Below are 17,012 nucleotides of genomic sequence, written 5' to 3' on the forward strand. Positions count from 1 at the left end.
TTCCGGGCCGGCCGGGCGGCGGGCGCTGCCGGCCGATCGGTCGGAACGGGCCCCGTGGGGCCGTGTTCTCCGTGATCGCCCTCGGACCGGGAGCCCCATGACCCTCCGGTACGCGGTGCTCCTATCCTGGGCGGGCGCGCGGCTCCGGTCGGCGTGAACGACCGCAGGGGTCACGGCCATCGGGGGATCTGTTCAGCATGAGTGGCGGTACGGGCGAAGGCGCGGCAACGGGGTCGGGTCCGGGGTCGGGAACGGGCGACGGCGGGCGTACGGGCGCGGACAGCCGGCGGTACACGGCGATGGAGGGCATACGCCCGCTCGCGGCCGGTGATCCCGTGCGGATCGGGCCCTACCCGCTGCTCGGCCGGCTGGGTGCGGGCGGGATGGGCCGTGTGTATCTGGCCCGGTCGGCGGGCGGACGTACCGTGGCCGTGAAGGTGGTCCACGAGGAGCACATAGCGAACGGTGAGTTCCGGGCCCGCTTCCGCCGGGAGATCGAGAGTGCCCGGCGGGTCGGCGGGCGCTGGACCGCCCCCGTGCTCGACGCCGACGCGGACGCGGAGCAGCCCTGGGTGGCCACCGGCTATGTACCCGGTCCCTCTCTGGAGCAGGCCGTCCGGGAGCACGGCCCGCTGCCCGCCGCGTCCGTGCACGCGCTGGCCGAGGGGCTGTTGCGGGCCTTGCGGGGCATCCACGCCGCGGGGATCGTCCACCGGGATCTCAAGCCTTCCAACGTTCTGCTCACCGTGGACGGTCCCCGTGTCATCGACTTCGGTATCGCCCGCGCGTTCCAGGTGTCCGTCGAATCCCTGCTGACCAGTACCGGCATGGTCATCGGCTCGCCCGGCTTCATGGCGCCCGAGCAGGTCCTCGGCGAGGAGACCGGGCCTGCGGCGGACGTCTTCTCCCTCGGCTGTGTGCTGATGTACGCCGCCACCGGGCAGCTGCCGTTCGGAGCCCGTGCGAGCAACCAGCATTCCGTCATGTTCCAGATCGTTCAGTCCTCGCCGGACCTGACCGCCGTGGCGGACGCCCCCCTGCGCGCGCTGATCGAACGCTGCCTGACCAAGAGTGCCGCCGAACGTTCCGGTGTGGACGCGCTGTTGGAGGAGCTGGCCGCCTCGAAGTCCGCGACCGCCTCGCACGGTGCCTGGCTGCCGCCGGTGCTGCTGGCCCGGTTGGCGCGTCAGTCGGCCCTGTTGCTCGACGCGGAGGTGCCGGAGCAGGGCGGAGAGTCGGGGAGTTCAGCGGTTCCGGGGGGTTCCAAGGGCGCGGTCGGGGTGGGCTCGCCGGAGGGCCGGGGCGCGGCCGATCCCGTACCCGTAGCTGTCCCCGGACGCGAGGGCGCGGCCGTGTCCGAGGGCGAGGGGGCCGCCCGCGCGCCCGCTGCTTCCGCACCTGAACCCGCTGATCCCACTGGATCCGCCGTCTCCGCCGTCGCCCCGGCCGCCGCTCCCCGTGACCTCGGCACGGTCGATCTGCGTCCGGCCCCGGTGAAGGCCGGCGAGTCGGCCGCGAAGCCCGCCCCGGCCGCCGCCGAGCCGCCTGCCGCGCCGCGCGCGGGAGGGTCGCGTCGCCGCCGGGTCTGGATCGTCGCGGCCGTCGTCGTCGCCGTGCTGGCAGCCGGGGGGACCACGGCGTTCCTCAACCGCGCCCCCGGCGGTTCCGAGGACGCCCGGAGCGAGGGGGCCGCGACGCCGCCAGGAGCGGGTGACGCCTCCTCCGGCCCCGCGGCCTCGCCCTCCGGGAAGGGTGACGACAAGGACGGGGCGAAGGACGACGGGAAGGACGCCCCGAAGGACAAGGGCGAGGAGAAGGGGGACAAGGGAGAGAAGGAGGAGGGCGGGGCAGACGGTGAGGGCGGCGGCTCCGTGCCCGGAGGCGGCGGGTCCGCGGACACCGGAGACGCAGGCACCGGAGACGGCGGCGGGCAGGGCGGTGCCGAGTCGTCGGCGTCGAGCGGCTCCGGGGACGATGCGAAGCCGCCCGCGCCGGACCCCGAACCCGCCCCGGACGGCCGGGTCCCGCAGCAGTTCGTCGGCACCTGGTCGATCGCGTCCCAGTACGACGCCCTCCAGCCGCACACCGTGGTCATCCGGCGGGTGTCGCCCGGCCAGTCGGCGGTGACCCTCATCTCCGACGTCCAGGGCTCGGGGCACTGCGAGTACACGGCGAAGCTCAGCTCGGTGGCGGCCGGCGGGACGCGGATCAACGTCGGCGCAGCGATGGTGGACACGGCCCGTTCCACCGGTATGTGCCGGGACGCCGAACCCTCGTTCTTCACCGTCGCCGGGTCCGGCATCCTGCACGACGTCGGTCCCGCCCACGGCAGCGGCTACCGCTACCACCGCGCCTGACCGGTACCGGGCGGCACCGGTCAGTCCGGTGACTCGCCCGGATACGCGCCGGCGAACGCCGCGTGGAACAGGGCCGTGACGTCCCGCCCCGTGAGTCCCTCGGCGCGGGCCTGGCCCATCCAGTCGGTCAGCGCGGACCGCAGCGGGGAGTCGGGACCGGACTGGGGCTGGGCGAGGGTGCGGGTGATGAACGTTCCGGCACCCTGGCGCACTTCGGCGAGTCCCATACGTTCCAGCTCGCGGTATGCCTTGAGCGTCGTGTTCGGGTTGACCTTGGTGGTCGCGGCGACCTGGGCCGCCGTCGGCAGCCGGTCGCCCACCTCCAACGCGCCCATGCGCAGCGCCTGTTCGACCTGCCGGACGATCTGGAGGTAGGTCGACACCCCACTGCGCCGGTCGATGCGGAACACGACCACGGACTTCACCTTCCGCTCGATTGCCGACACTTTACGGAGAAGAGGGGGGCTGTCCCTACAGCGGGCGGCGCGAGGTCCACCAGAGGGTGAACGCCGTGAGCAGCGCCGTTCCGACGAGCAGGAGGCCGGCCGCGGTCCACTGCATCGGCGCCATCTGACTGAAGTCGAGGTATTCGATCACGTCGTTGACGATGCCGTGCTCCTTGATGCACGCGCTCTGCGCCTTCTCGGTCGCCTCGGCGCAGGTGCCCCAGCCGTACAGGGTTCCGTCGGCACTGCCGACCCAGCGGTCCACCTCGTACGACTCGGCATAACGGGCGGGGAGTTCGCTGCCCATCGGGTAGCTGAAGATCTGCGTGTCGCCGAGGCGGATGCGGATCTCGTCCCAGACGAACATGGTGGTGACCGCCGTGAACAGGAACGTGACCACCATGGCCGGGAGGACCCGGCGGATCAGGACACCGATGGTGATGCCCGCAGCGGTGAGGAAGAGAAGGAACGCCGGCAGCACGGGCCCGGTGTTGTCGAAGATCACGCCGTCGATCCACTCGCTGAGGAAGACCGAGCGGTACGGCTTCCACCACCAGGTGAACAGCGCCGAGAGCACCACGCCGGAGACCAGCGCGAGGGTGTAGGCCAGGCCCAGCTTGGCGAGCAGCCACTGGCGGCGGGTCGCCGACTGGGTGGTGACGAGCTGTGCGGTGCCGTTCTCCTGGTCGCCCGCGATCAGCGGGGCGCCGATGAAGACGGCGAGGATGACCGGGAGGCCGCCGAGGACGGTGGTGATGTAGTTGTAGCCGCGGTTGTTCTCCATCGGCTGTCCGGCGTCGTTCTCCGGCCAGCCCTTCGCGTCGAGCAGGTGGACCAACTCGTTGCGCTCGTACACGATCCACAGCGCGGTCAGCAGCGTGAGGCCGAGGACGCAGGCCAGGGCGACGCGATGCTGGCGTACGACGAGCCACGGCATTCCGCGCAACAGGCGGCGGCCGGGAGCGGGTTCGGCGGGCTTCTCGGTGAGGGTGGCGCTCATGCGGCCTGAATCCCTTCGGCGTCGACGCGCGCGCCCGGCGTGTAGAGCGACGGCGCGTCCGGGGAGCGGAGGTGGGCGAGGAGGACTTCCTCCAGTGAGGGCTCGACGCTCTGCCAGTCGGCCGGGAGTGGTCCCTGCGGCCGGATCATCGCCTGGAACTGCCGTCCCTGGAGGCGGGTTTCGACGACCGTGTGGTGGCCGAGCTCGGGCGGGAGCGAACCGTCGCGGCTCATCCCGGTGACCAGCGTGTGGGCCGGGACCAGCGCGTCGGCGTCACCGGCCATGCGGATGCGGCCCTCCGCGACGACCAGCAGGTAGTCGCACATGTCCTCCAGCTCGGTCAGCAGATGCGAGGACATCACCACCGTGGTGCCGCGCTCGACGGCCTCCGCCATGAGGAGGGTGCTCATCTCGTCGCGGGCCAGAGGGTCGAGGTCCGCCATCGGCTCGTCCAGGAGCAGCAGTTCCGGCCGCTTGCCGAAGGCGAGGGCGAAGGCGAGGCGGGTGCGCTGGCCGCCGGAGAGCGTGCCGACCCTCGCGTGCTGCGGAATGTTGCCGGAGCGGACGATGCGGTGCGCGGCGGCGGCGTCCCAGTCCGGGTTCAGCTCGGCGCCCATGCGCAGGGTCTCGGCCACGGTGAACCGCTTGAACAGCGGCTTGTCCTGGCCGAGGAACGCGACCTTGGGCAGGACGGCGGGGTCGTCGACCGGTACGCCGAAGATCCGCAGACCGCCGGTGGTCGGCTGTACCTGCCGGGTCGCCAGCCCGAGCAGGGTGCTCTTGCCGGCTCCGTTCGGGCCGACCAGACCGCAGATGCGGCCGGCCGGGATGCGGAAGGAGCAGTCGCGCAGCGCCCAGCCGCGCCGGTAGCGCTTGCCCAGGCCGCGGGCTTCGAGTGCCCAGCTGCCGGACGCCGCGTTCGGGGCGCTCGTGTCTGCCACGCGCCTCACCTCGATTCCATGAGTCAATTAATGGAATCATGGAGTTGTGGGGGGTGGCTGTCAAGCAGGGGAGGAGCGGGTGCCTGCATGGCGGGCTCCACACGACAGGGTGGTGGGCCCCGCACGGCAAGGAGGGAGGGGCCGGCCGTCCGCGCCGGTGACGCGGCCACGGCACACCCGGGCGACGGCCGCAGGGTGCCGCCGCGGATCGTCGCCGTGCCGGCGGCCGCCGTGGACCCCGTGGATCGGGTGACCGGCCCGAACTCCCGCCCGCCCGTGCGTAGGCGTCCCTGCGGGGCGGTCGGCGTACGGACGCGTCCACCGTGGTCAGGGATACCGTGGTCAGGGATACCGTGCTCAGGGATGCCGTGCTCAGGGATTAGGCTCGTCCCATGGGCAGTCACCCGGAAAACCTGCCGACCCCGACCACCCCGGCCGGCCGCGAGGGGCTCGAAGCCGTGCTCGCCCGGCCCGACCGTGCGGTCGTCGCCCTCGACTTCGACGGCACGCTCGCCGACATCGTCCCGGACCCCGAACAGGCGCGCGCCCACCCCGGCACCGTCGAGGCGCTCGCCGCGCTCGCACCGAAGGTCGCGGCCGTCGCCGTGATCACCGGCCGCCCGGCGGCACTCGCGGTGCGCTACGGCGGCTTCGCGGGCGTCCCCGGCCTGGAGCACCTCGTCGTGCTCGGGCACTACGGCGCCGAACGCTGGGACGCTGTGACCGGTACCGTCAACGCCCCCGCTCCGCATCCGGGCGTCACGGCGGTACGCGCCGAACTCCCCGGCCTGCTCGACGATTCCGGCGTCGGGAAGGGCGCCTGGATCGAGGAGAAGGGGCAGGCCGTCGCGGTCCACACCCGACGTGCCGAGGACCCGCAGGCGGCCTTCGACATGTTGCGCGGACCCCTCGGCGAGCTGGCCGCGCGGCACGGCCTCATCGTCGAACCGGGCCGCCTGGTCCTGGAATTGCGCCCGCCCGGCATGGACAAGGGCGTCGCGCTCGCCCGGTTCGTCGCGGAGCTGGACGCCGAGTCCGTGATCTACGCGGGCGACGACCTCGGGGACCTGGCCGCCTTCGCCGCCGTGGAGAAGCTGCGGTCCGAGGGTGCGGACGGCATCCCCGGCCTCCTGGTGTGCAGCGGCAGCGCCGAGGTGCCCGAACTGTCCGACCGCGCCGACCTGTCGTTGCCGGGCCCGGCCGCGGTGGTCGCCTTCCTGGCGGCGCTCGCCGAGCGGCTGTGACCGGCGGGCCGCTCGACGGGCCGAGTGGTCCGCCGAGCGGTCCCGCGGCCCCTCACCCCTGCCGCAGTGCCTCCAGCTGGTCCAGGAACCACTGCTGGGGCGGCAGTGCCGTCGCCGCCCCGGCCAGGCGCTCCGTGCGGGCGGAGCGTTCGCCGGCGGGCATCGTCAGCGCCTCGTGCAGGGCCTCCGCCGTGCCCGTCACGTCGTACGGGTTGACCACGATCGCGTCCTCGCCCAGCTCCTCGTACGCCCCCGCCTCGCGCGAGAGCACCAGCGCGCAGCCCTGGTCCGAGACGACCGGGACCTCCTTGGCGACCAGGTTCATGCCGTCGCGGATCGGGTTGACCAGGGCCACGTCCGCCATCCGGTACGCGGCCAGCGAGCGGGCGAAGTCGTCCTTGACGTGGAGGACGACCGGCGTCCAACTCTCCGTCCCGTACGCCCCGTTGATCTCCGTGGCCAGCGACTGCACCGCCGCCGTGTAATCCCGGTAGAGGGCGAGGTCCTGGCGGGAGGGGTAGGCGAAGGCGATGTGCACGACGCGTTCGCGCCACTCCGGGTGGGCGTCCAGCAGGGCCCGGTAGGCGTGCAGGCCGCGCACGATGTTCTTGGACAGCTCGGTGCGGTCCACCCGGACCACGGTCTTCCGGCCCTCGCCCACCTGCTCCCGCAGCGCCGCCATCCGCTCGTCCACGTCCGGCTCGTGCGCACGGCGGCGCAGGAACTCCGCGTCGGCCCCGAGGCCGTGCACCCCGATCCGGGTCCGGCCCGTGCCGCCGAGGATCTCCGTACAGCAGCCGATGAACGCGTCCGCCCAGCGGCGGGTCAGGAACGCGGCCCGGTCCGCGCCGAGGATGCCGCGCAGCAACTGCTCCGCGATGTCGTCGGGCAGCAGCCGGAAGTAGTCCACGGGCGCCCAGGGGGTGTGCGAGAAGTGGCCGATCCTCAGGTCCGGGCGCAGCTCCCGCAGCATGCCGGGAACCAGGGCCAGGTGGTAGTCCTGGACGAGGACCGAGGCTCCCGGCTCCGCCTCCTCGGCCAGCGCGCGGGCGAAGGCCCGGTTGTACGTCTCGTACGCGGCCCACTGCCTGCGGAACTCCGCGTCGAAGACCGGCTCGACGGGCGTCTGGTAGAGCATGTGGTGGACGAACCACAGCACCGAGTTCGCAATGCCGTTGTAGGCGTCGGCGTGCACCTCCGCGTCGATGTCCAGCATCCGGACGCCCGGCTCCCCGACCCCGCGGCGGACCGCCTCGCGGTCGCCGTCGCCGAGGGCCGCGCAGACCCACAGCTTGTCGTCGACGGCGCTCAGCCCGGAGACGAGACCGCCCCCGCCGCGTTTGGCGTCGAGCGTCCCGTCCTCACCGAGCGTGTACGAGACGGGGCCGCGGTTGGACGCGACGAGGACCTGGGAAGCGGTGGAACGGGTGGAACCGGTGGAAGGCGTGTGCTCGGAGACCATGTACCGGAACCTAGCCCGTGAGCCCGGCCCCCAAACGCCCGGCGGCTCCACCCGGCACCGCCTCAGACGGCCCGGCCGCTCCGGCCGCCCACAGCCTCACCCGGCCCCGGCGTTCCGGGCGCTCACCCCTCACGCCGCCCACCGCCTCACGCCACCCACCGCCTCACGCCGCCCACCGCTCCGCGTACTCCGCGATCTCCCGCATCGGCGGCCGCTCCTCGGTGTCCACCGGGTGCGTACGGGGGACGAAGCCGCCCTCGCCGCGCTCGAACTGGGTCAGCGACGGCCGCACCAGATGGCCGCGCGAGAGCCTGAGCTGCGCCGTACGGTAGATCGCCGCCGCCATGCGGCCCAGCGCCTGCCCGTCCTGGTGGCGATGGAGGCGTACGCCGACGTCCACCTGGGCCAGCGCGTCCAGGCCCACCGTGTGCAGCGCGTCCACCAGCAGCCCCAGCTCCACTCCGTAACCGACCGGGAACGGCAGCCGCTCCAGCAGGGAGCGCCGCACCGCGTATTCACCGCCCAGCGGCTGGACGAACCCGGCCAGCCGCGGCCAGTGCAGATTGAGCAGCGGGCGTGCCACCAGTTCGGTGACGCGGCCGCCCTGACCTGCCGCGTCACCGAGCGGGCGGTCGTACATGGCCTTGACGAACTGGATGGCCGGATCGGTGAGCAGCGGCCCCACCGTCCCCGAGACGAAGTCCGCCGAGAAGTCCCTGAGATCCGCGTCCACGAAGCAGACGATCTCGCCGCTGGTCACCAGGAGTGAGCGCCACAGTACCTCGCCCTTGCCGGGCAGCGCCGGGATCCGGGGCAGGATCGCGTCCCGGTGGACCACCCGTGCGCCTGCCGCCCGTGCCACGGCCGCGGTGGCGTCGGTGGAGCCGGAGTCGATCACCACGAGTTCGTCGACGAGCCGGACCTTCTCCATCAGCTCCCGGCGGATCGTCGCCACGATCGCGCCGACCGTGGCCTCCTCGTTGAGCGCGGGCAGCACCACGCTCACGGTCGTACGGCGCGGGTCGGCGGTCCGGGCGTCGGCGAGCCGGTTCAGCGGGCGGTCGCCGGACGACCAGGAACGCCTGGTCAGCCAGCGTTCCACCTCTTCGAGCACGGTCGGCACTCCCTGTGTGTGATCCATCTCGCGGTTCGGACGGCTATCTCGACGGTCCGGTGCTTCGGTTACAGTCTTGAACAACGCGTATCGCCGTCGCATGTCGGGGTCGGAGCGCGCATAAACGCCTGGATCGAAGATCCAGCGCCATAGAGCTCATCCAGAGGGACTGAGGGAACGGCCCGTTGAAGTCCCGGCAACCCTCCTGCCGACCGCGAGGTCACGGTGGGGAAGGTGCCAATTCCGTCTTGCGGCGAAATGCGCCGCGAGGAAGATGAGGAGAAAGGGACCTCCGCCATCATGGCTGTTCAGACCGTTGCAGGTACCACCGTTCCTTCCGCCCCGGCCGTCGACCTCGGTCCCGCCGCGGCGCTTTCCTGCCGCGAGTGCGGCGAGCGGTTCGAACTCGGCCCCCTGTTCGCCTGCGCCTCCTGTTTCGGACCGCTGGAAGTGGCGTACGACCTGCCCACCGGCTCCCCCGAGGAGCTGCGCAAGCGCATCGAGGCCGGCCCGGACAACATCTGGCGGTACGCCCCGCTGCTGCCCGTCCCCGCCGACGTGGCGGAGAAGCCCAACATCAACCCCGGCTTCACCAAGCTCGTCAAGGCCGACAACCTCGCCCGCGAGCTGGGCGTCACCGGCGGCCTGTACGTCAAGGACGACTCCGGCAACCCGACGCACTCCTTCAAGGACCGGGTCGTCGCCATCGCCGTCGAGGCCGCCCGCGCCTTCGGGTTCACCACCCTCTCCTGCTCCTCCACGGGCAACCTGGCCGGGGCCGTCGGCGCCGCCGCCGCCCGCGCCGGACTGCGCTCCTGCGTGTTCATCCCGCACGACCTGGAGCAGGGCAAGGTCGTCATGGCCGCGGTGTACGGCGGTGAGCTGGTCGGTATCGAGGGCACCTACGACGACGTCAACCGCTTCTGCTCCGAGCTCATCGGCGACCCGCTCGGCGAGGGCTGGGGCTTCGTCAACGTCAACCTCCGTCCGTACTACGGCGAGGGTTCCAAGACGCTGGCGTACGAGATCTGCGAGCAGCTCGGCTGGAAGCTGCCCGACCAGATCGTCATCCCGATCGCGTCCGGCTCCCAGCTCACCAAGATCGACAAGGGGTTCCAGGAGCTGATCGAGCTGGGCCTCGTCGAGGACAAGCCGTACAAGATCTTCGGCGCCCAGGCCGAGGGCTGCTCCCCGGTCTCCGCCGCCTTCAAGGCCGGCCACGACGTGGTACGTCCCCAGAAGCCGAACACCATCGCCAAGTCGCTGGCCATCGGCAACCCGGCGGACGGCCCGTACGTGCTGGACATCGCCCGGCGCACCGGCGGCGCGGTGGAGGACGTCACCGACGAGCAGGTCGTCGACGCGATCAAGCTGCTGGCCCGCACCGAGGGCATCTTCGGCGAGACGGCGGGCGGGGTGACCGTCGGCGTGACGAAGAAGCTGGTCGAGGCCGGCGTGATCGACCCGGCGCTCACCACCGTCGTCCTGAACACCGGCGACGGACTCAAGACGCTTGACGCGGTCGCCCCCACCTCGCAGGCCACGGCGACCATCAAGCCGAGCCTGGACGCGTTCCGCGCCGCGGGCCTCGCCTCCGCCTGACCACTCCGACCACAGCAGCAAGAAAGGCGTCCGCCATGAGCGTCAAGGTCCGCATCCCCACCATCCTCCGCACCTACACGGGCGGCCAGGCCGAGGTCACGGCGGAGGGCGCGAAGCTCTCCGAGGTCATCGAGTCCCTGGAGAAGGACCACCCGGGCATCGCGGCCCGCGTCCTGGACGACCAGGGCAAGCTGCGCCGCTTCGTCAACGTGTACGTCAACGACGACGACGTGCGTTTCGAGGGCGGCCTCGACGCCGCCACCCCGGACGGCGCGGGCGTCTCGATCATTCCCGCGGTCGCCGGCGGCTGCTGAGCCGGTCCGGAGCGGTTCGGGCCGGTTCACGCCGGGTCGGTTCGGGCCGGGTCGGGCCGGTTCACGCCGGGTCGGTTCGAGCCGGGTCGGTTCGGGTCGACGTGCTCCCCGGCCGGTGTGAGCCCTATGGGGCCGTCGAGACCGGTGTGGCCATCGCGCCTTCGCGGGACCACCGTTGCCCCCTCCGCTCCAGAAGCGGAGGGGGCAATTCTGCATGGTTGAGCGCGGTACAGTTGGGGAAGCCCCGTCCGCTGCTCGTGCCGCCCGCATATGAGAATGCGCCCGGCCCCGATAAGAAGCAGCCAATGTACGTGAACCTCTTGCGGCATAAGTGGCCTTTGACTGGCCCGACTTGCCCGTACATCTCAGGAAACGCTCCTATTCGCGTGTTCAGCCGCCCCCAGATTTCTCGTCCGATTGACCTGTTGCAGAGGGCAGTTGGACGGATACATTCGGCCGCGGTCGACGCGCTGCGGCGCCGCGCACCCTCTCCTGTCGGAGGGTGAGTCGTGACCCGGGCCCGCGAAGTGCGGTCCCGTGCAAGGGCCAGTAATAGGGGAGTTAGGCATGGCTCAGGGCACCGTCAAGTGGTTCAACGCGGAGAAGGGGTACGGCTTCATCGCGGTCGACGGTGGTGCGGATGTTTTCGTCCACTACAGCGCGATCCAGATGGACGGGTACCGCACCCTCGAAGAGGGTCAGCGAGTTGAATTCGAGATCTCGCAGGGCCAGAAGGGGCCCCAGGCCGACATGGTCAAGCTCGCTGTCGGCTGAGGCCGGCGCGTCTGTCCGACGACACCACTCACGCACGTAGGGCCCGACCCCCCTGGAGTTCTCCAGCAGGGATCGGGCCCTACGCGCGTTCCGGGACCGCCGCCGCCCTCGGGGCACGTACCTGCGGCGGGCCCCGCGCGGCACCGCCGGCGGCCCCGGACCACATGGCGGGCACTCGCCCGAGGCGCTTGCACTCTCGGGGGTCGAGTGCTAATCATTGGCGTTAGCACTCTCCAGGTGAGAGTGACAGAACTTGGACCGGGCCGGTGAGGTCCGCAGGTGCGGTGGGGCAAGGAACCACCACGCAGCAGGCCGTCCGTCGCGGGCGCCTCTCGGTCCGGAGCAATCCACCCCTGTCCGGGAGGACCACTTCACATGGCCAAGATCATCGCGTTCGACGAGGAGGCACGGCGCGGTCTCGAGCGCGGGATGAACCAGCTCGCCGACGCCGTCAAGGTCACCCTCGGCCCCAAGGGCCGTAACGTCGTCCTCGAGAAGAAGTGGGGCGCGCCCACGATCACCAACGATGGTGTTTCCATCGCCAAGGAGATCGAGCTCGAGGACCCGTACGAGAAGATCGGTGCGGAGCTGGTCAAGGAGGTCGCCAAGAAGACGGACGACGTCGCCGGCGACGGTACGACCACCGCCACCGTTCTCGCCCAGGCTCTCGTCCGCGAGGGTCTGCGCAACGTCGCCGCGGGCGCCAACCCGATGGCCCTCAAGCGCGGTATCGAGAAGGCCGTCGAGGCCGTCTCCGCCGCTCTGCTGGAGCAGGCCAAGGACGTGGAGACCAAGGAGCAGATCGCCTCCACCGCCTCCATCTCCGCCGCCGACACCGAGATCGGCGCCAAGATCGCCGAGGCGATGGACAAGGTCGGCAAGGAAGGCGTCATCACCGTCGAGGAGTCCCAGACCTTCGGTCTGGAGCTGGAGCTCACCGAGGGTATGCGCTTCGACAAGGGCTACATCTCGGCGTACTTCGCCACCGACATGGAGCGTATGGAGGCGTCGCTCGACGACCCGTACATCCTGATCGTCAACTCGAAGATCGGCAGCGTCAAGGACCTGATCCCGCTGCTGGAGAAGGTCATGCAGTCGGGCAAGCCGCTGCTGATCATCGCCGAGGACGTCGAGGGCGAGGCGCTCTCCACCCTGGTCGTCAACAAGATCAAGGGCACCTTCAAGTCCGTCGCCGTCAAGGCTCCGGGCTTCGGTGACCGCCGCAAGGCCATGCTCGCGGACATCGCCATCCTCACCGGTGGCACCGTGATCTCCGAGGAGGTCGGTCTCAAGCTGGAGAACGCCGGCCTGGACCTGCTCGGCCGTGCCCGCAAGGTGGTCATCACCAAGGACGAGACGACGATCGTCGACGGCGCCGGTGACAGCGACCAGGTTCAGGGTCGCGTCAACCAGATCCGTGCCGAGATCGAGAACTCCGACTCGGACTACGACCGCGAGAAGCTCCAGGAGCGTCTGGCGAAGCTGGCCGGCGGCGTGGCCGTCATCAAGGCCGGCGCCGCCACCGAGGTGGAGCTCAAGGAGCGCAAGCACCGCATCGAGGACGCGGTGCGCAACGCCAAGGCCGCCGTCGAGGAGGGCATCGTCGCCGGTGGTGGCGTGGCTCTGCTCCAGGCCTCGGCCGTCTTCGAGAAGCTCGACCTCACGGGCGACGAGGCGACCGGCGCCAACGCCGTGAAGCTCGCGCTGGAGGCCCCGCTCAAGCAGATCGCCGTCAACGGTGGTCTCGAGGGTGGCGTCGTCGTGGAGAAGGTCCGCAACCTTCCGATCGGTCACGGCCTCAACGCCGCGACCGGTGAGTACGTCGACATGATCGCCGAGGGCATCCTCGACCCGGCGAAGGTCACGCGTTCCGCTCTGCAGAACGCCGCGTCCATCGCCGCGCTGTTCCTCACCACCGAGGCCGTCATCGCCGACAAGCCCGAGAAGGCCGGCGCGGCCGCTCCGGGCGGCATGCCGGGCGGTGACATGGACTTCTGATCGGCCTGCCGATCACGAAGTTCCCCGTACGTCCCTCAGGGGCGGTACCTCCATCACGGAGGTGCCGCCCCTGAGGCGTTGGTGGAGGTGGCCGGGGAGGGGTGTGGGGCGCGGTGCGGGCGGTAAGGAGGGGAGGAGCCCGGAGGCGGGTCGGAGAGCTCCTCGGAGGCGGGCCGGCACGCCCCCTCGCCGGGGCGGGACACTTCCGCCTGCGGGGGCGGAAGGCCGCGGATGCAGGCCGGGAAGCCCCTCGCCTCGGGTCGAGGAGCCCTTCGCCGCGGGGCGGGAAGTCCTTCGCCGCGCGATGGGAAGCCCCGTGCGGGGCTGTGTGGCCGATCATTCCGTAGTCGGACGGTGGCGGAGGGCGTTCGGCATGGCCGAATGGGGTCTTGCGGCGACCTTCCCGGTGCGGCAGCACGGGTCCGGGCGGTTTCGCCGATGCCGGTGGCGCGCCCCCCGCGCCTGAGGTAGTGCGGCCTTGAAGGCGGTCGGAGGGGCGGGGGGCGGTTCGGCGGATCTGTGACCGGCGGTTCCCTCTCCTGGCAGCTCACCGCCCGATCAGGCCCTTCAGGTCCGCGATTGGTCCAGTCCACTTCGGTGTCACGCGCCTCCGGTGTGCGACTGCACATGGCGGCCACCCGATGTCGCGCGCCGGGCCGGAGCGTCGGCCTCCACTCTTCTCCGCTCACGCTATCCAGCCAACTTCAGGCGGTAAGTCGGAATCATGCGTACCGGTTCTGCGGCGGGACATGATGGCTCTGGTGTTCACGTGGTGAACACCAGTCGCATGAATAACGTCAGTTATGCAGGCGCAAAGTGGTCATTACGGTTTCCATTCACACAGAAGGGAAGGTCTCATGAAGCAGCAGAAGAAGGCTTACGTGAAGCCGTCGCTGTTCAAGCAGGGCGACTTCTCGAAGAAGACCGCCGGTTACTTCTACGGCTCGTACAAGGAGTACTGGGTCCGCCGTTTCGTCTAAACCGGACCTCGGATTCCTGTGCGACGTATGAGAACTTCCGGAAGGTGAACATGCCCGGCCATCTGCGTGACTACTTCGTCGTTCTGCCGGACAGCGCGGCGGGCGCGGCGGTGGCCGGGCGGCTTCCCGCGCAGGAGTCGGCCGGGCCGGCCGCGACGGGGGGCGACGTTCTGACCGTCGCCCACCCGTCAGGCCGGCCCTGGATCGTCGCCCGTCCGGCGTTCCGCAAGGTGAGCCACCTCCGCCGGGGCGACGACGCCCTCGTGCTCATCGGGCCCGACCGCGTTCCCGAGGCCGTACTCTCCGGCCTGCTGGAGGGCGCCCGCGACCGTACCGGCCTGGAGCGCCGCCTGGCCCGGCTGCCCGGCCTGCACCACGTGATCGCCCAGCTCTGCGGGCAGACCTGGATCAGGGGCACCGCCTCCGGGCTGCGCCGGATCTACCACGCCCGGCACCCGGAGGCCGGAACCATCGCCTCCGACCGCCCGGCCGCCCTCGCCCGGCTGATCGACGCGCCTCTGGACGACGGAGCGCTCGCCCTGCGCATGCTCGACTTCCTGCCGCACCCCCTCAGCCGCCGTGTCGTGTGGCGCGGGGTGCACGAGACCGGCGCCGGGTACGGCCTGACCCTGCCGGTCGCAGCACCGGGCACGGCCGCCCTCCCCGGCCCCACGGAGCACCGCTGGTGGGAGCCGCCGGCCCCCGAACTCCCGCTGGCCGAGGGCGCACGGGCCCTCGGTGAGGCCATCGCCGCCTCCGTACGAGCCCATGTCGGCGGCCTGGACCGGATCAGCTGCGAACTGTCCGGGGGCCTGGACTCCACCTCCCTCACCTTCGCCGCCCGTGCGACCGGTCCGCAGCGGCTCTCGCTGCTCACCGTCGCCGCCCGCGACCGCTACAGCGAGGACGAGACCTGGGCACGGCGGGCGGTGGAGCTGGCCGGGCAGGACGATCGCGGCACGGCTCCGGCCCCGGCCGGACACGCGGCCTCCACCGCCGACCGCCGCGCGGCCACCCTGGACCACCGTGTCATCCCCGCCGGCGACGCCCCCTACTTCTACGCCGATCTGGCGTCCTGCGCCGCCGAGTTGAACGACGAACCACTCCCGGTCGCCCCCGGCCGGGCCCGTGCGGACCTCCTCCTCGGCCGTGCCCACGCCACCGGATCCCGCTACCACCTCACCGGCTACGGCGGCGACGAACTCTTCCTCGGCCTGCCCCACGCCTACCAGGACCTCTTCCACGGGAACCCGTTCACCGCCTGGAACCACCTCAGCGGTCTGCGCCACCAGTTCGGCTGGCCGCTCCTGCCCACGGTGAAGGCGCTGCTGGACCGGTCCGGCTTCCGCCGCTGGCTCGCCGGAGCCGTCACCGTCGAACCCCAGCCGGTGGCCAGGACCCCGCTGCTCTCCTGGGGCGTACGGCAGTCCCTGCGCCCCTGGTTCACCGAGCACGCCAACGCCCTGATCACCGAGGAGTTCCGGGCCGCCGCCGAGCACGCCGAGCCGATCGACCCGTGGCGCGGGCGGCACGTCGACATCGACGCGGTACGCATGGGGGCCCGGCACTTCCAGGCGATGGAGGACATCGGCACGACGATCGGCCTGCCGGTCGCCGCCCCCTTCTACGACGACCGCGTCCTGGAGGCGACCCTCGCCGTACGCCTTCCGGACCGGATCAGCCCCTGGCGCTACAAGCCGCTGCTCGTCGAGGCCATGCGCGGCGTGGTCCCGGACGCGCTGCTGGCCCGGACCACGAAGGACCACATGTCCTCCGACGAACACCAGGGCCTGCGCGAACACGGCCCGGAACTCGCCGCGTTGTGGACCGGCTCCCGGCTCGCCGAACGCGGCCTGGTCGATGCCCGCCACCTGCTCCGGCTCGCCGCCGAACCCTTCTCGCCGGTCCTGGTCGAGCACTCCATCGGCTCCACCGTGGCCGGGGAGACCTGGCTCCGCACGGCCGAGAACGCCTGGCCGGCGTCCCTGTCCCATCGAACCCCTGCCCCTACCCGTACCCGTACCAGCGAGGCATCCCTGTGAAGCTCAGAAAAGGCATCGCCGTCACCACCACCGAGTACGGCGGCGTGCTCCTCGACGAGAACGACGGCAGCTACTGGCAGTTGAACGACACCAGCGTCATCGTCGTCGACACGCTGGCCGCCGGGCACGGGCCCGAGACCGCCGTCGAGCGGATCGTCGCGGCCTTCGACGTCGAGCGCGCCGAGGCGGAGTCGGATGTCGCGGAGCTGACCCGTCAGCTCGTCGAGGCGAAGATCCTGCACGCATGACCACCGAGATGACGATGCCGCGCCGGGGCGCGGGGGCGGGCGGGATACGGCTGCGTACGGCCATCGCCGCCGCGTTCGTCCTGGCCCGCCTCAAGCCGGGACGGCTGCGCCGGGTGCTGGCCGCGTGTGCGCGGGGCGCGCGTCCCGCCACGTACGCGGAGACGCTGGAGGTGTTCGAGGCGGTGGTGTCCACCAGCCGCCGCTGCGCGGGCCGTTACGGCTGTCTGCCGCGTTCGGTCGCCATCGCCCTGGCCTGCCGGATGTCGGGCGTCTGGCCCGACTGGTGCGCGGGGGTGCGGGCGGCACCGCCGTTCGCCCCGCATGCTTGGGTGCAGGCGGGGGGTCGTACGGTCGGGGAGCAGGCGGAACCGGCCGATCTGCGTCCCTTGATGGTGGTGACGGCAGACGGAGGGGGTCCGGGTGAGCACGGCCGCGGGGACGACGACCGGCGCGGGGCGGAACGAGCCCGCTGACGACGGGGAGCCGCGCG

At 71.5% G+C, this 17,012-nt stretch carries 15 protein-coding genes and 1 riboswitch; of the genes, 10 read left to right on the plus strand and 5 right to left on the minus strand.

The features are described from left to right. Nucleotides 1–299 precede the first annotated feature (299 nt). The gene (locus tag QFZ71_RS16460) at nucleotides 300–2,357 is read left to right on the plus strand and encodes a serine/threonine-protein kinase (RefSeq protein WP_307671478.1); all 2,058 of its coding nucleotides are present in this window, start codon (nucleotides 300–302) and stop codon (nucleotides 2,355–2,357) included. Between the two features lie 20 nt (nucleotides 2,358–2,377). Here QFZ71_RS16460 and QFZ71_RS16465 read toward each other — a convergent pair whose 3' ends face one another. Genes QFZ71_RS16465 through QFZ71_RS16475 form a run of 3 tightly spaced genes read right to left on the minus strand, consistent with a single transcriptional unit; the run spans nucleotide 2,378 to nucleotide 4,744 of the window. Next, entirely contained in the window at nucleotides 2,378–2,782 is a 405-nt protein-coding gene (locus tag QFZ71_RS16465) for a GntR family transcriptional regulator (RefSeq protein WP_307671479.1), read from the minus strand. Between the two features lie 46 nt (nucleotides 2,783–2,828). Continuing rightward, on the minus strand, nucleotides 2,829–3,803 hold the full coding sequence (locus QFZ71_RS16470) for an ABC transporter permease (RefSeq protein WP_307668970.1): 975 nt from the start codon (nucleotides 3,801–3,803) through the stop codon (nucleotides 2,829–2,831). Further along, a complete protein-coding gene (locus tag QFZ71_RS16475) occupies nucleotides 3,800–4,744 on the minus strand; it encodes an ABC transporter ATP-binding protein (protein ID WP_307668971.1) in 945 nt (314 codons plus the stop codon). Before QFZ71_RS16475 ends, QFZ71_RS16470 begins: the two co-directional genes overlap by 4 nt. A gap of 392 nt (nucleotides 4,745–5,136) precedes the next feature. Here QFZ71_RS16475 and otsB point away from each other — a divergent pair, with 392 nt between their 5' ends. Continuing rightward, nucleotides 5,137–5,988, plus strand: coding sequence for a trehalose-phosphatase (gene otsB, locus QFZ71_RS16480; RefSeq protein ID WP_307668972.1), 852 nt, complete (start codon nucleotides 5,137–5,139; stop codon nucleotides 5,986–5,988). 52 nt (nucleotides 5,989–6,040) lie between these two features. Here otsB and QFZ71_RS16485 read toward each other — a convergent pair whose 3' ends face one another. Together QFZ71_RS16485 and QFZ71_RS16490 are read right to left on the minus strand one after the other, a co-directional pair. Beyond that, nucleotides 6,041–7,450 (minus strand): trehalose-6-phosphate synthase, encoded by a 1,410-nt coding sequence (locus QFZ71_RS16485; RefSeq protein ID WP_307668973.1) that lies wholly within the window; start codon nucleotides 7,448–7,450, stop codon nucleotides 6,041–6,043. A 163-nt stretch (nucleotides 7,451–7,613) separates the two neighbouring features. Continuing rightward, on the minus strand, nucleotides 7,614–8,564 hold the full coding sequence (locus QFZ71_RS16490; protein ID WP_307671480.1) for a glucosyl-3-phosphoglycerate synthase: 951 nt from the start codon (nucleotides 8,562–8,564) through the stop codon (nucleotides 7,614–7,616). A gap of 153 nt (nucleotides 8,565–8,717) precedes the next feature. Then, nucleotides 8,718–8,845: riboswitch (SAM riboswitch) on the plus strand. Between the two features lie 19 nt (nucleotides 8,846–8,864). On the opposite strand from QFZ71_RS16490, the gene thrC reads away from it, so the two are divergent. The 8 genes from thrC to QFZ71_RS16530 all read left to right on the plus strand — a co-directional run bounded on the left by thrC (nucleotide 8,865) and on the right by QFZ71_RS16530 (nucleotide 16,995). After that, nucleotides 8,865–10,166 (plus strand): threonine synthase, encoded by a 1,302-nt coding sequence (gene thrC / locus QFZ71_RS16495; protein ID WP_307668974.1) that lies wholly within the window; start codon nucleotides 8,865–8,867, stop codon nucleotides 10,164–10,166. 35 nt (nucleotides 10,167–10,201) lie between these two features. Next, nucleotides 10,202–10,480 (plus strand): MoaD/ThiS family protein, encoded by a 279-nt coding sequence (locus QFZ71_RS16500; RefSeq protein WP_030113311.1) that lies wholly within the window; start codon nucleotides 10,202–10,204, stop codon nucleotides 10,478–10,480. 567 nt (nucleotides 10,481–11,047) lie between these two features. Beyond that, on the plus strand, nucleotides 11,048–11,254 hold the full coding sequence (locus tag QFZ71_RS16505) for a cold-shock protein (protein WP_003967346.1): 207 nt from the start codon (nucleotides 11,048–11,050) through the stop codon (nucleotides 11,252–11,254). Nucleotides 11,255–11,629: 375 nt separating this feature from the next. Next, nucleotides 11,630–13,252, plus strand: coding sequence for a chaperonin GroEL (gene groL, locus QFZ71_RS16510; RefSeq protein WP_003967345.1), 1,623 nt, complete (start codon nucleotides 11,630–11,632; stop codon nucleotides 13,250–13,252). 857 nt (nucleotides 13,253–14,109) lie between these two features. Continuing rightward, nucleotides 14,110–14,232 carry a keywimysin-related RiPP gene (locus tag QFZ71_RS16515; RefSeq protein ID WP_307668975.1) on the plus strand — a complete coding sequence of 41 codons (123 nt, stop codon included), beginning with the start codon at nucleotides 14,110–14,112 and terminating at the stop codon, nucleotides 14,230–14,232. Between the two features lie 50 nt (nucleotides 14,233–14,282). Further along, nucleotides 14,283–16,274, plus strand: coding sequence for an asparagine synthase-related protein (locus tag QFZ71_RS16520; RefSeq protein WP_307668976.1), 1,992 nt, complete (start codon nucleotides 14,283–14,285; stop codon nucleotides 16,272–16,274). After that, complete coding sequence (locus QFZ71_RS16525; RefSeq protein WP_307668977.1) at nucleotides 16,271–16,522, plus strand: lasso peptide biosynthesis PqqD family chaperone; 252 nt, start codon at nucleotides 16,271–16,273, stop codon at nucleotides 16,520–16,522. Before QFZ71_RS16520 ends, QFZ71_RS16525 begins: the two co-directional genes overlap by 4 nt. Then, nucleotides 16,519–16,995: a lasso peptide biosynthesis B2 protein gene (locus QFZ71_RS16530; RefSeq protein WP_307668978.1), complete on the plus strand. Its 477-nt coding sequence runs from the start codon at nucleotides 16,519–16,521 to the stop codon at nucleotides 16,993–16,995. The genes QFZ71_RS16525 and QFZ71_RS16530 overlap by 4 nt, the downstream gene beginning before the upstream one ends. Nucleotides 16,996–17,012 lie beyond the last annotated feature (17 nt).

The sequence above is a fragment of the Streptomyces sp. V2I9 genome (assembly GCF_030817475.1).
Taxonomy (GTDB): Bacteria; Actinomycetota; Actinomycetes; order Streptomycetales; family Streptomycetaceae; genus Streptomyces.